This is a genomic window from Amycolatopsis rhabdoformis, assembly GCF_035918295.1.
Taxonomy (GTDB): Bacteria; Actinomycetota; Actinomycetes; order Mycobacteriales; family Pseudonocardiaceae; genus Amycolatopsis; species Amycolatopsis rhabdoformis.
Genome location: NZ_CP142149.1, coordinates 1890084 through 1903905, shown reverse-complemented (window position 1 = coordinate 1903905; position 13822 = coordinate 1890084). Strand labels below are relative to the sequence as shown.

12 protein-coding genes are annotated in these 13822 nt (G+C 70.3%); 2 read left to right on the top strand and 10 right to left on the bottom strand.

The features are described from left to right. Positions 1–20: 20 nt before the first annotated feature. From VSH64_RS08925 to VSH64_RS08890, 8 genes are all read right to left on the bottom strand, one after another. Positions 21–755 carry an ABC transporter ATP-binding protein gene (locus tag VSH64_RS08925; RefSeq protein WP_326835038.1) on the bottom strand — a complete coding sequence of 245 codons (735 nt, stop codon included), beginning with the start codon at positions 753–755 and terminating at the stop codon, positions 21–23. Further along, positions 748–2634, bottom strand: a complete 1887-nt coding sequence (locus VSH64_RS08920) for a branched-chain amino acid ABC transporter ATP-binding protein/permease (protein WP_326835037.1) — start codon at positions 2632–2634, stop codon at positions 748–750. The genes VSH64_RS08925 and VSH64_RS08920 overlap by 8 nt, the downstream gene beginning before the upstream one ends. A gap of 6 nt (positions 2635–2640) precedes the next feature. Then, complete coding sequence (locus VSH64_RS08915) at positions 2641–3504, bottom strand: branched-chain amino acid ABC transporter permease (RefSeq protein ID WP_326835036.1); 864 nt, start codon at positions 3502–3504, stop codon at positions 2641–2643. Between the two features lie 84 nt (positions 3505–3588). Further along, a complete protein-coding gene (locus VSH64_RS08910; RefSeq protein WP_326835035.1) occupies positions 3589–4812 on the bottom strand; it encodes an ABC transporter substrate-binding protein in 1224 nt (407 codons plus the stop codon). A gap of 248 nt (positions 4813–5060) precedes the next feature. Further along, on the bottom strand, positions 5061–5951 hold the full coding sequence (locus VSH64_RS08905) for an SDR family NAD(P)-dependent oxidoreductase (RefSeq protein WP_326835034.1): 891 nt from the start codon (positions 5949–5951) through the stop codon (positions 5061–5063). Further along, positions 5951–7423 (bottom strand): aldehyde dehydrogenase family protein, encoded by a 1473-nt coding sequence (locus tag VSH64_RS08900; RefSeq protein ID WP_326835033.1) that lies wholly within the window; start codon positions 7421–7423, stop codon positions 5951–5953. Before VSH64_RS08900 ends, VSH64_RS08905 begins: the two co-directional genes overlap by 1 nt. Beyond that, complete coding sequence (locus VSH64_RS08895; RefSeq protein ID WP_326835032.1) at positions 7416–8129, bottom strand: nuclear transport factor 2 family protein; 714 nt, start codon at positions 8127–8129, stop codon at positions 7416–7418. Before VSH64_RS08895 ends, VSH64_RS08900 begins: the two co-directional genes overlap by 8 nt. An 8-nt stretch (positions 8130–8137) precedes the next feature. Then, complete coding sequence (locus VSH64_RS08890) at positions 8138–8989, bottom strand: NAD(P)-dependent oxidoreductase (protein WP_326835031.1); 852 nt, start codon at positions 8987–8989, stop codon at positions 8138–8140. Between the two features lie 387 nt (positions 8990–9376). Here VSH64_RS08890 and VSH64_RS08885 point away from each other — a divergent pair, with 387 nt between their 5' ends. Beyond that, positions 9377–10723, top strand: a complete 1347-nt coding sequence (locus VSH64_RS08885; RefSeq protein ID WP_326835030.1) for an FAD-dependent oxidoreductase — start codon at positions 9377–9379, stop codon at positions 10721–10723. 68 nt (positions 10724–10791) lie between these two features. On the opposite strand, the gene VSH64_RS08880 is transcribed toward VSH64_RS08885, so the two are convergent. Beyond that, positions 10792–11592 (bottom strand): FadR/GntR family transcriptional regulator, encoded by an 801-nt coding sequence (locus VSH64_RS08880; RefSeq protein WP_326835029.1) that lies wholly within the window; start codon positions 11590–11592, stop codon positions 10792–10794. A gap of 138 nt (positions 11593–11730) precedes the next feature. On the opposite strand from VSH64_RS08880, the gene VSH64_RS08875 reads away from it, so the two are divergent. Further along, positions 11731–12657, top strand: a complete 927-nt coding sequence (locus tag VSH64_RS08875) for an SDR family NAD(P)-dependent oxidoreductase (RefSeq protein WP_326835028.1) — start codon at positions 11731–11733, stop codon at positions 12655–12657. Between the two features lie 39 nt (positions 12658–12696). Here VSH64_RS08875 and VSH64_RS08870 read toward each other — a convergent pair whose 3' ends face one another. Then, positions 12697–13692, bottom strand: coding sequence for a PDR/VanB family oxidoreductase (locus VSH64_RS08870; RefSeq protein WP_326835027.1), 996 nt, complete (start codon positions 13690–13692; stop codon positions 12697–12699). Positions 13693–13822: the final 130 nt, after the last annotated feature.

Sequence of the window (13822 nt, the reverse complement as noted above, 5' to 3'; positions counted from 1 at the left end):
AGCGGGGCGAAGGCCGGTGATCACTGCCGAAGCGCTGCCGTCGTCGACCCCAGGTAGATGGCCCGCACGTGGTCGCGGTCCGCGCCGCGGCCGGTGCCCGGCAGGTGCTGCATCCGTCCGTGCTCCACGACCACTACGTCGTCGGCGACCGACATCGCCTTGTCGACGAGCTGCTCGACGAGGAGGATGCCCAGCCCCTCCTTCTTCAGCGCGGTCACCGTCGCGAGCACGTCGTCGACGATCACCGGGGCGAGCCCGGCCGACGGTTCGTCGAGCATCAGCAACGCCGGCCCCGGCATGAGCGCCTGCGCGATGGCGAGCATCTGCTGCTGACCGCCGCTGAGCTCACCCGCTCGCTGTGCCCGTTTCTCGCCGAGAACGGGGAAGCGGTCGTAGGCGCCCGAGACCGCCTCGGCGGCCTTCCGGCGGGGCATCGAGTACCCGCCCAGCTGAAGGTTCTGCTCGACCGTCCGCCGCTTGAACACCCGTTTGTTCTCCTGCACCAAGGCAATCCCCCGGCGGGCTCGCTCGGGTGGCGACGTCTTCGTGATGTCCGAGCCCCGGAACACGACACTGCCGGAGAAAGGTCGCAGCAGGCCCGCGATCGTCGACAGGAGGGTCGTCTTGCCGGCGCCGTTGCGGCCGAGTACCACGGTCACCGCGCCGGCTCGTACCGTCAGCGACACATCCCGCAGAACCCGCAGGTCGCCGTAACCCGATCCGAGGCCGCGCACCTCAAGCAGCCGATCATTCATTTCCCACTCCCGGAGAAGAATCGACGCGGTTTCCGGACACCGCGGCCTCGAGCGCTTCAGGTCCGGTTTCGGACGTGCCGTCGGCCAGCTGGCCGAGGTAGCTCTCGATCACCGCCGGATCGTGCTGGACTTCCGCCGGCGTCCCCTCCGCGATCAACCGACCCGACTCGAGCACGTAGATCCGGTCCGAGACCGCGCACATCAACGCGAAGTTGTGCTCCACGAGCAACACCGTCGCGCCCGCGTCACGCAACCGGCCGATCACACCGGCGAGATCGGACACCTCCTGTTCGTCCAGCCCCGAGGCCGGTTCGTCCAGCAGCAGCACGGCGGGTTCCGCCGCCAACGCCCGCGCGACCTCGACCAGGCGCCGGGTCCCCAGTGCCAGTGACGAGGCCGGCTCGTCCGCGAGATGCTCGATCCCCAGCACCCCGAGCGCGCGGGTGCTCGCGGCCCGGTCGTCCCGGCGGGCCCGCCAGTAGGCCGGCAATCGCAGGATCGTCGCGACCAACCCGCAACGATGGCGCCGCAGTCTGGCCGACGCGACCACCTCCGCCACCGTCGACGAACCAGGGATCAGCGGAGTCTGGAAGGTCCTCGCGACACCTCGCCGAGCCCGTTGATGCGGTCCGCTGCCGGCCAGTTCCGAACCACCGATCGCGACGGCACCCGAGGTCGGGGTGTAGAAGCCGGAGATGATGTTCAGCAGCGTGGTCTTGCCCGACCCGTTGGCGCCGATGAGGCCGGTGACCTCCCCCGCCGGCGCGATCAGCGAAAGATCGTCGACGGCGCGTGACCCGCCGAAGTCCTTCACCAGAGCTCTGACCTCGAGCAGCTCGCCCGGGATGGGGTCCATTTCGGACGGTGTGGCCGGCCGCCGGTCGGCCGCGGCCGCCGTCGACCGGCGCCGGGCCAGCAGCCGCACCCCGCGGCTGATCAGGCCGGTGATCCCGCCGGAGAAGAACACCCCGCCCACGACGAGGAACGCGCCGAACGCGACCAACGCGTACTTTTCGAACGCGGTGACCTGCATCGGCCCCAGTTGCAGCAAAGCGGCGCCGACCACGCAGCCGTACACGCTCTCGGACCCGCCGAGCACCGACCCGGCGATGATCGCGATCATCAGGGTGAGCCCGAAATAGTCCGGCGCGATGAACCCGTCGAGCAGCGCGAACAAGCAGCCCGCCACACCCGCCGGGATCGCGCCGAGGGCGTAGGCCTTGAGTTTCGCCGAGGAGACACCGATGCCGAGTGAGGCCGCGAGCACGCCGCTCTGCCGCAGCACGCGCAGCAGCCCTCCCTGTCGTGACGTCACAATGTTGCGCATCACCGCCAGCCACACCACGAGACAGCCGATCACCAGCAGGTAGAACCCGGTCTCGCCGAGCTCGGCCCCGAAGAGCTTCGCCTGCGGGATCCCGGACAGGCCGTTGAGACCACCCGTTTCCTGCTCGAAGATCTCCGCCGCGTCGGGGACCAGCAGGACCAGGAAGAACGACGACATGGCGAGCCCCCACCCGCCGAGGCGGATGCCCGGCGCCCCGCTGACCACTCCCACGACCACGGCCGCCGCCGCCGAGGCGGGCAGAGCCAGGGCGAGGTCGACGTCGTGCATCGTGAGGACCGCCCCGACGTAGGCGCCGACGGCGTACATCGCCACCTGGCCCAGCGCGAGCTCACCCGCGTAGCCCCAGCTCAGATTGAGCCCGCTGATCACCAGCGCGAGAATCGCGACGAGGACCACCTGCCGCAGTACGTCGGACCCGAAGCCCAGCCACGGCGCTGCCAGCGCGAGCACACCCACGGCGAGCGCCACGGGCCAGCGAGGAAGCCGGCGCACCACGCCGGCCGACGATCGAGAGGTTCCGGACGCGACCATGTTCGCTCACACCACCCTTTCCCGGCGTTGGCCGAACAACCCCTGCGGACGCAGGAGAAGAACTCCGATGAGCACACCGAACACCGCCAGGTTCGCGAACTCCGTGCCGAGGTAGCGGCCCACGAGGGCCTCCACCACGCCGACGGCGAACCCGCCGATGAGCGCACCCTTGAACGAGCCGAAGCCACCGACGGCCAAGGCGACGAACGCCTTCAGCACGAGGATCGAGCCGAGTGTGAAAACCGCGAACGTCTTCGGCCCCACGACCGCACCGAGCGACCCGAGGAGCGCTCCCGCTACCGCGCACGCGCCGGTGGACAACCGGTTCACGTTGATCCCGCGGATCATCGCGGCCTGCCGGTCCTCCGACGCGGCCAGACCGGCGATCCCGAGCTTCGAGTGGGTGAACCAGTAATGCGTGCCGAACGAAAGCCCGACAGCGAGCGCGATCAGCACGACGTCGTTGACCGACAGCCGTCCCCCGAGCAGCGTCAGGACCGAATCGGAACCGGCGCCGGGCACGCGGTGGGGCGCGGAACCCCACAGCAGGAGCACGCAGCCTTGCATGATCACCGACCACCCGACGGTCGTCACGAGCTCACCGTGCACACCGGTGCCGCTGAGCGGCCGGATCGCGATCCAGTCCTCCAGCACCCCGACCGCGAACCCCACCACGCCACCCACTACCAGCGCCACGACCAACGGCAGCCCCAGCGAAACCACGATCGTGTAAGAAACGAACGTGCCGAGCATCAGGTACTGGGGCTGCGCGAAGTTGAACGTGTCGGACGCGACGAACATGATGTTGAAGCCGATCGCGACGAGCACGTAGATCGCGCCAACCGCGAGGCCTGACCAGATAGTCAACATTTTCCACTCCGTCTTGCGGCAACCACCACGGGCTGCGTCTCGGCGCGGCCACCGGCTCGCGCGCCAGTGGCCACCACCCGGTCCTCAGCTCGCGGCCGTGACGAACTGGCCATCGGTCCAATGCCCGATCTGCGTCGACCCGTAGTCCGCCGCGGCCGTGCCGATGTTGAAGTGGTTCTGCGGGCTGAACTTCATCCGCGAGTAGGTGAGCCACGTTCCGGCCGGCTCGTCCGGCAGGTTTTCGATCGCCGTCTTCATCTTGTCGGCGTCGGTGCTGCCGGCGGTCTTCGCGCCCGCCTGCAGCAACCGCAGGCAGTCGGCGGCGAGCGTGTACGCGAGGATCGTGCTCACGATCGGGCCGCGGGCCTTGACCGCGTCGATGAACTCCGCCAGCGACCGAGGATTCCCGCCCGCGGGCTTGATCGAGGTGCTGTAGGTCGACACGTATGCGCCCTGCAGCGCGGCGGGCGGCACGAGCTTGGTCACGTCGACCGTCACGCTCTGGTCGCCGTAGAAGGGCACCGCGGTCATCCCGGCCTTCAATCGGCTCGAGAGCACCACACCGGGCGCCGCGTCACCGAGCGCCAGGAAGATCACCGCGTCCGGGTGCCCGGTCTGCAACTGCGCCAGGGGTGCCGTCACGTCCACATCGGACGCTCCGTACGACGCCGTCACCGTGGTGAGTCCGGCCTTCTGCACGGCGGCGGTGAACGCCGCCTTCCCGCTGTCCCCGCTCGCGGAGTTCGGCGTGAAGATCCCGATCTTCTTGTACCCCTTGGCCACGAACAGCTGTGCGGTGGCCTTCGCGATGTTCTCGTTCGGGTCGACCGGACGGAACGTGTACGGATATTTGGCCGGATCGTTGAGCTTCGTCGAGCTGTTCGTCCCGAGGTTGATGATCTTGTTGCGGTTGAGGATCGGCAGCATCGCGAGCGATTCGTTGCTCGTGGAGCCGGCGATCGCGGCGTCCGGCTTGCGCTCGTTGATCTTCGCCTGCAGGATCGACACGGCCTTGGTCGGGTCGCCTTGGTCGTCGACGAACTCGAGCTCGATCTTGCGCCCGCCGACTCCCCCGCTCTTGTTCACGAGGTCGGCCGACACGTTCAGCGCGTCGACGGTACCCTTGCCGAGCGACTGGAAGGCGCCGCTCAGCGCCAGGACCGCGAGGATGTGGTAGGGCTCCGAGGATTTCGCGGAGCTGTCGGAGCCGCCGCCGGCCGCGCTGCCGCAACCGGCGGCGACCAGGGCGGTCGCCGCGATGAGGACACCGAGCCGGCGAACCGGCGACAACGATCGGGCGTCGTGCATTTTTCCTCCTTCAAGCCCGCGAACATCGGCTGCCCGACCGGCTTGTGCGTCGCTGAAGACTTTGTGCCGCCGATGACTGTTCTGCCGATAGCTCAGCGGAATGGGATGGGGAAGTGTGCCGGATATCCGGTCGCCTCGGACGGCGAACTCGCTCCGGCGGCCCCCGACCACGGTCCGGCCGCACCAGGAGCCGGCGGAGCCGGCTTCGCCCGGTGTGCGAACCGCAGCGGTAAAACCTCCGTTCTTCGCTACCCCAACGGAAAGTCGTACGTCCGGTGTGCGTGGCCGAGCGGTTGCAGCTGCTCGGCCAGCGGTCCGGCGAGTGCTCGCTCCACGGCCTCGATCGTCCACACAGGAGCGTCGAGCACCACGGTGAGCGCGGGATGGCTCATCACCGTCAGCGAGGTCCCGGCCAGCCGCACCACCTGTCCGGTGATCCGCCGGGCCCGCTCGGAGATCAGGTAGGTGACCAGTGGAGCGACGTGCTCGGGCTGGGCGTGCGGCGCGGACCGGTCCGGGATCGGCCCGGCCGGCAGCCGGTTCATCCGCGTGGCCGCTTCGGGAGCCACCGCGTTGACCCTGATCCCGGCCGGGATCCCTTCGAGGGCCCAGGAGTAGGTGGCCGAGGACACCGCGCCTTTGCTGGCCGCGTAAGCGCCGATCCTCGCACCGCCGGCCTGCGCGCCCGACGTGATGTTCACGACCGAGCCCCCGGTGCCCCGCATTGCGCGCATGGCCTGCATGCCCACGAAGAACGTGCCCAGGACGTTGACCCGCAGCAGCCGCTCGACCGCGGCCGGCTCGTCTTCGAACACGGAGGCGAAGTGGGCGATCCCGGCGTTGTTCACCAGTCCGCTGATCCCGCCCAGCTGCCCCACGCACGTGTCGACGATCGAGCGCGCGCCCTCCCAGGAGTCCACCGAGGACGAGTCGACCGCGATCTTCGTCCCCCACCGCGCGAGCTCGTCGGCGACCGCGGCCACTTCGTCGCGATCGATGTCGTTCACGAGCACGTCGGCACCGGATTTCGCCAGGTGCTCGGCGTAGGCCCGGCCGAGGCCCCGGGCCGCGCCGGTGACCACCACCTGCCGGCCGGCGAGCTCTCTGCCGGCGTCCGCGGCGCTTTCCCGGGTGGCCATCAGGTGACGATCTCGGCGTTGCGCGCGGCCCGTGCGGAGGGGCGCAAGTTGTAGAGCTTGGCCAGCCGGTGGGTTTCGTAGCCTTCCCGGCCGGTCCGGACGCCGATCCCCGAGTCCTTGATGTGCCAACGGGGTGCGCTGAAGTTCTGCGCGAAGTCGTTGATCGTGACCGCGCCGGTGCGCAGCCGTCGGGCGAAGTCGAGGGCCCGGCCCTCGTCCGCGGAGAAGACCGCCGCGTTGAGGCCGTAGGGCGAGTCATTCGCGACGGCGGCGGCTTCGGCTTCGTCGGTGTAGGTGATCACCGACGCGACCGGCCCGAAGATCTCCTCCTGGGCCAGGCGCATCGAGTTCGAAACCCCGGTGAAGACCGTCGGCTCGAGGAACCAGCCGCGGGGCAGGTCCGCCGGGCGGTTGCCGCCGCACACCAGCTGGGCGCCTTCCTCCACACCCAGGGCGACGTACCGTTCGACGCGGTCCCGATGGCGCGAGGTGGCCAGCGGGCCGAGCTGCGTCGTCTCTTCATGCGGGTCACCCAGCCGCAGCCGGCCCGCGATTTCGGCGAGCCCGGCCACTGCCGCGTCGGCCAGATCACGCGGCACGAGCAGCCGCGTGAGGCTGCTGCACACCTGGCCGGAGTTGTAGAACACGCCGGCCGCCACCGCGCGCACGGCGGTCGCGACGTCGCCGTCGGGCAGCACCACCCCGGCCGACTTGCCTCCCAGTTCCAGCACGACCCGCTTGAGCTGCTCACCGCAGATCCGCCCGACCTGCTTGCCCACCGCCGTGCCCCCGGTGAACGACACCAGGTCGATCCCGCTGCTCGAGACCAGCCGTTCGCCCAGCTCTCCGCCGCCCGCCACCAGGTTGAACGCACCGGCCGGAAGTCCCGCGGCGCTGAGCGCCTCGGCGAAGAGCAAGCTGCTCACCGGCGATTCGACCGGGGGCTTGTCCACGACGGTGCACCCCGCCAGGAGCGCGACGGCACCCTTCATGATCGTCGCCGCGAACGGTCCGTTCCAGGGAGAGATCGCCGCGACGACCCCGTAGGGCTCGCTGCGGATCTCGTAGTCCCAGGCGCCCGACCGTGATTCGACCTCGCTGTAACCCGCTACGTTGGCGCACAGTTCCCGGACCATGTCCACCGCCGACCGGCCCGACATCCGGCCCAGCGACACGGGCGCGCCCATTTCGTCGGCCTGCACGTGGGCGGCCGTTTCCAGCTCACCTTCGATCAGGTCGCAGGCGGCCAGCAGCACCTCGCCGCGCTCCTTGACCGACATCCGGGGCCACGGCCCGTCGTCGAAGGCGCGGCGCGCCGCGTCGATCGCGGCGTCCAGCTCGGGCGCGCCGGCGACCGGAACCTCGAACACGACCTCTTCCGTGGCCGGGGAAATCAGCTCCGCGGTAGCCCCGGTGGAAGCGTGGTCGACGAAGTGGCCGTCGATGAAAAAGCCGGTACGTGTGTCAGTCATTGTCGTCTCCACCCGCGTTGTTCCGATCGAGCCGAACGCATCGTTCGGCCGTGCGCGGTCCGGGCGCCTTCTCCTCGGCGAGGGCGCCCGCCCGCGCTCGGCGGGCGTACATCGGGTCCGCGCTTCCGTGTTCCTGCACCAGAAAGTCCGGGGGGAGCACCGGGGCCGCATCGAGCGGCCACCATGCCGTGTCGCCGAAGATCACCGTGCGCTCCAGGATCCGCCAAGCCCCGGCGCGGGCCTCGAAGACGTCCGCGTACCGGCACCACGAGACGATGCGGGCACCCATCCGGCCGGGCCCGGCGATACCCCGGGACGCGAAGTCGTAGCCGTGGCCCTCCCACTCGACCGCGGTCACGTGGCTCTCCACGAACGCGACCCGCGCGGAGACGAACTCGATCAGCACGTTCGTGACACTGTGCATCGCGTGCCGCGTGTGCTCGTGCTGCCGCCGCCGCGCGGCAAGCAGGTTCGCCACCGGTTGCGGCCCGAATCCGCTGTCGACGGTCGCGTCGGGGTGGTATGCGGAGGCGCGGGCACCGTGGTGGTCGTCGCGGTCGATGCCGCGGCTGTGCCGGTAGAGCGCGTCCTGGATCCGGGTGCGGGCCTCGAGCTCTTCGGCGAAATCGGCGAAGAACGAGGGCCGCTCGACACCGCCCCCGGCATCTCCGTTCGCCGGGCGCGCCCCGGCCGTTCGTCCGTTCATCACGCGACTCACACCGTGAGCCCGCGGTCGGTGATCTCCGGCGCGATGTCGGAGACGAGGAACCCGAGCACGGGCGCGTGCACGCCGTTCGCCCGCGCCAGGCTGTGCGCGAGCTTCACGTCCTTGTGCCACATCGCGACGACGCCGCGAGCGCCGTCCCAGTGTTCGGCCTCCTGCGTGCGGATGCGCGGCCAGTTGTTGCTGACCCAGCTCGACCCGACTCCACCGTCGCCGACGATCTCGAGGATGCGCGATTCGGGAATGCCGCCGGATTCGGCGATCCGCAGCGCTTCGCGCACGAGCGCGATCGTGCCGTCGAGGAGGAAGTTGCTCACGATCTTGGCCGTCACACCGGACCCGAGGCCGCCGACATGGTGGATCGAGCGGGACATCGCCGCCAGCGCCGGGCGGGCGAGCGCTACTGCCGCTTCGTCTCCTCCGACCAAGAACGTCAGGGTGCCGTCGGCCGCCGCGACGTCGCCTCCCCCGGTCATCGCCACGTCGATCACCTGGACACCGAGCTCGGCGGCCGCCCCGGCCACCTCGGCCACGACCGCGGGCTCGATCGTGCTGTGCAACGCGACGACGCTGCCGGGCCGCGCACCTGCGAGGACACCTGGCTCGTCCTCGCTCCCCAACACGACCTGCCGGATCTGCTCGGAGGTGAACACCGCGACGCAGATCAGATCCGCGTCGCGCGCCACCTCCGCGCTCGACCCGGCCGCCGTGGCCCCCGCCGCCACCAGCTCGTCGACGGCGGCCTGGCGCAGGTCACGGACGAATGTCTCGAAACCCGCCTTGACCAGGTTCCGGGCCATTCCCAGCCCCATGTTGCCGAGCCCGATGAACCCCACACGCATCACGTGCCTCCTGTCGTCATTGTCAAGGTGGCGGCTGGTCGACCGGCTCGGCACCGCAGGCCGGTCGCTCGCAACTATCATTATCCTAGTTTGGCCGGAGAACAAGCCCGAGTCTTCCGGACACCGCTCGCGGTCGACACGACACGCAGTGGAGCAAGAGCACCAGCGTCGACCCGATTGCGGTCGCCCACCGGCTGTGACCAGCTAAAACGTCCGCTTCCGCGCACTTTTTCCGGGTCGCACCCCGTGCCGCCGTCCTGGACACCGTCGTTCTACCCTGATAACTATTATCCTATTAAGCCTCGGTTCTGGCGGACCAGGTTCCGCCGACCGTGATCCGACTCGCCTTCCCCCGAGGACAGGCATGTGACGAGGAGGTGTTCTTCGGTGACCGGAAGAGATGCGCTGCACACCGACGTCCTGGTGATCGGCGCCGGCCCGAGCGGCCTGGCCGCGGCCCAGACCGCGGCCGCCGGCGGCGCCTCGGTGACGATCGTCGAAGCCACCGGCGAGATCGGCGGGAACGCCGCGTTCTCCACCGGTTATCTCGCGTTCGCCGACACCTCGGAACAGCGGCGGCTCGGCATCGTCGACTCCCCGGAGGCCTACCTCGCGGACCTCCGCGCCGAGGTCGAGCACCGACGCGAGCTCTTCGATCCCGCGTTCGACACCGCCGTGGCCGAACGGTTCACGCGCGAAAGCGGCGCCGGCTTCGAATACCTGCGCGACCTCGGTTTCCGGTTCGACCGGATCGTGTCGCGCCCGCTCCAGCACTCGGTCGACCGCACGGTCGTGCTGTCCGACCCCACCCAGTTCCGCAGCGTGTTCGCCGAACACCTCGAGCGCCTCGGCGCCGGCGTACTCGTGCGCCGACGAGCTCGAGAGCTGGTCCGCACCGGCGGCACGGTCACCGGCGCCCTGATCGAGGGCCCTGGCGGCACCACGACGGAGATCCGCGCCGGACGCGGGGTGATCGTGACCACCGGCGGTTACCAGGCGAGCAGCGAGCTGCGGGCACGCCACCGGCCGGACGCCGACCCGGATTCTCCCTACCCCGGACTCGACACCAACCTCGGCGACGGACACCGCATGCTCGAGGAGGCCGGAGCCGAACTGGTGAACATGCACATGGTGCCCGAAGTCGTGCTCATCGCGTCGAGGCTGATCGAAGAATGCGTCGCCCTCACCGAGGACGGTGTGCGCTTCCACGACGAGACCGGCCCCGAAGCTCTGCGGCTGCTCGCCTTGCGCCGGCTGCCCGGCTCGATCGGCTATTACCTGTGCGACGCCCGCACCGCGGAGGGCAAGGCCCAGCTGCTCGCGGACGTCCCGGCCGCCAAGAAGACCTTCGACTCGCTCGCCGGGGTCGCCCGCGCGATCGACGCCGATCCGGCGGTGCTCGCGGAAACCGTCCGGCGGTGGAACAAGACCGTCGAGAGCGGCGTGCCGGCCGATCCGGAGTTCGGCCGGGTCGTTTTCCCGCAGCCCCGCACCGGCATCACCACCCCGCCTTACACCGTCGTGCCGATGGTCGTCGGCACCAACATCAGCGCGGGGGGCAGCCGCGTGTCGCCGGACATGGAGGTGCTCGACAGCGACGCGCGGCCGATCACCGGGCTCTACGCCGCGGGCGACTGCTCGGCCGGGATCAGCGCGGCGATCGGAATCGGCGGCCTGCACCTCGCCGCCGGGATCACCCTCGGCCGAGTCGCCGGCCGTTCCGTCTCCGCCTGAACCGGCGCCGCCTCGCCGGAAGACCGCTCCCGATCCGCCCGGAGGGGCGGGCCGGGAGCGGTCTCGCGTCACGGCGCGATGTCGCGCCACCGCACCGGCCGCTCGTAGACCACGGGAAACTTGTCCTCGACGTACTGGTGGAACTCGCGCATGTGCCGGCGCATCGCCCAGCGCGCGCCCTCCGCGTCGCCCGCGCGGATCGCCTCGTACACCATCTGGTGGGCCCGCAGCACCGCCGCGCGCCGGGCCGGCGGGTAGCTGACCCCGAGCGGCATGCCGTCGGTGATCGCGTGCAGGGACGAGATCAGCAGGCCGAACAGCTCGTTGCCGGCGGCCGCCGCGACCGCCGCGTGGAACCGGTCGTTCTCGGCGATGAAGTTGCGCTCGTCGTCGAGGAACTCCCGCATCCCGTCGATCGAGTCGGCGATCTCGGCCACGACTTCGGGCGAGGCGGACGCCGCCGCGAGAGACGCCAGCTCGGGCTCGAGCACCTCGCGCGCCGCGACGAGGGCGCGGAACGGGAGACCTCGCAACTGCAGAAACAGGCCCAGCACCCCGGCGAGGTCGGTGGGGGCCGGCTCGGAGACGATGGGGCCGCCGTGCGGTCCCGCCTTCACGGTGATGACCCCGTTCATCTCCAGGAACCGCAACGACTCCCGCAGCGTCCCGCGGCCCGCCCCGAACCGCGTGAGCATGTCCCGCTCGCTCGCCAGTTTCGTAACCGGAGCCAGCTCGCCTTCGGTGATGTCGTCCACGATCTGCTGGGCGATCGCCAGTGCCACCTTCTGCGGGCGCCGGTTTTCCGGGCGGCGCCGGGGTGTCCGTGGCTCGGCCCGCGATCCGGCCCGGTCGGCCCCTTCCACTGTCACGGCGTCCACCCCTCTGCTTGCGCACCCGACCGTGTCGGATAACTATGCTAATGATTGTAGCTCACGAGAGTGCCCGGCCACGGGGCAAACAGCGCAAGCGCCCGGATCGGGACGAGCACGGACACGAGGAGGAAGATCATGGCGGGTGAACGTCCTTTGGCCGGACGGGTCGCGATCGTGACCGGCGCGGGCCGCGGCATCGGTCAGGCCGAAGCGCTGGCCCTCGCCGCCGCGGGCGCGAAAGTCGTGGTGAACGACGTCGGCGTCGACGCGGACGGCACCGGCCACTCGGCAGGCCCCGCCGACGAAGTGGCCGACGAGATCCGCCGCCGCGGCGGGGAAGCATGGGCCAGCCACGAATCGGTCGCCGACTGGGCGGGCGCGGCCCGCCTGGTGGCCACCGCCGTCGACCGCTTCGCCCGGCTCGACATCGTCGTGAACAACGCCGGGATCGTCCGCCAGCACAAGATCGAGGAGGCGACGGAGGCCGACTTCGACGCCACGGTCGCCGTGAACCTGAAAGGCACGTTCGCGGTGTGCCGGCACGCGATCCCGGCCCTGCGCCGCGCGGGTGGCGGCCGCATCGTGAACACCGTGTCCAACCAGTGGGCCGCGCCGATCGGCAACGCGGAGTACGCGGCCTCCAAGGGCGGGGTCGCGAGCCTCACCTACGAGCTGGCGTTCGAACTGCAGAACGACGGCATCACGGTCAACGCCGTCGCGCCGTTCGCCTCCACGCGGATGACCGCCGACGCCGCGGTCCGCGACGCGGCCCTGGTCGCCGAAGGGCTGATGAGCGAACGCCGGCAGAAGGCCAAGGAAGACCGGGCCGCACCGGAACTCGTCGCGCCCATCGTCGTCTACCTGGCGACGGACGCGGCGGCCGACGTCACCGGGCGGGTGTTCCGCGCGGGCGGCGGCAAGATCGGGGTGTACAGCCACCCGGTCGAGACGCGCACGGTGTTCCGCGACGATGCCACGGGTCCGTGGCCCCACGCCGAACTCGTCGATCTGCTTCCCCGCACGGTCTTGGCCGACGGCGGCAAAGCACCGCACTTGCTGTGACGCGGACGCGGTGCCCCGGACGGGGCGCCGCGTACCGCGTCACAAGTCCAGCACCAGTTCCGCCGAGGCGGAGCTGCCGACGCAGATCGTCATGGTGTCGCCGGCCGCGTGGTCTTCCGCACTCAGGACCGTGTCCCGATGCACCGGGGATCCGCTGATCACCTTGGTCACACAGGTACCGCAGAAGCCTTCCTCACAGGAGTACGGAACTTCCGGCACGACCTCGCGCACGGCCTCGAGAATCGTCGTGCCGTCGGTCACCCGCACGGTTTCGCCGGACTGCGCGAGCACGACGGTGAACGGCCGCTCGTGGCGGCCCGCTTCGATTTCCCCGTCCTCGCCCGGCACCGGGGCGGTGAACACTTCGAAGTGGACTTCCAGATCGCCGCCGCGGGAGCCGGTGGCCGACCTCAGGGCTTCCAGCAGCCCGGCAGGTCCGCACGCGTAGATCGCCGCACCGGCCGGCGCGTCCGCGACGATGTCCGCGATCGCCAGCAGGCCCGATTCGTCCTCGGCCCGGACCTCGACCGGCGCCGCAGCCGAACCCGCCAGCGAGTCGACCGCCGGTAGGAAAGACATCGACCGGAGCGACCGGCCGCCGTAGTACAGCCGCCACGCCGAACCGCGGGCGGCCAGCTCCCGGGCCATGCTCAGGATCGGCGTGATCCCGATCCCTCCGGCCACGAGCACGTACGAACTCGCGGGCCGGAGCGGGAAGTTGTTGCGCGGCCCGCGGATGCGCAACTCCCGGCCGACGAGTCCGGTGTCGTGGATCTCCGCGGACCCGCCTCGGCCGGACGGCTCGCGCAGCACCGCGATCGTGTAGCCGTGCGGGTCTTCCCGCGGTCCGCACAGGGAGTAGTGGCGAATTCGCCCGGACGGCAACGTGAGCTCGACGTGCGCGCCCGGCTCCCACGGCGGCAACGTGCCGCCGTCCGGCCGCTCCAGGCGCAGGGACACCACGCCCGCGGCTTCCCACCGGCAGCCGACCACGCGAACCGGGAACTCTTCGTCGCCCGGGATCACGATCGCCACCGAGCCGGCCGGTTCACCTTGGCCTGCAGTGCGCTCATCGGGGCCGCCTCTCGTCCTTTGCTCCTATGAATAGCATATATAGGAGAGAGGGTGGATTCAACGCGGTAGGTTCACCGAGCGCACGACAAAG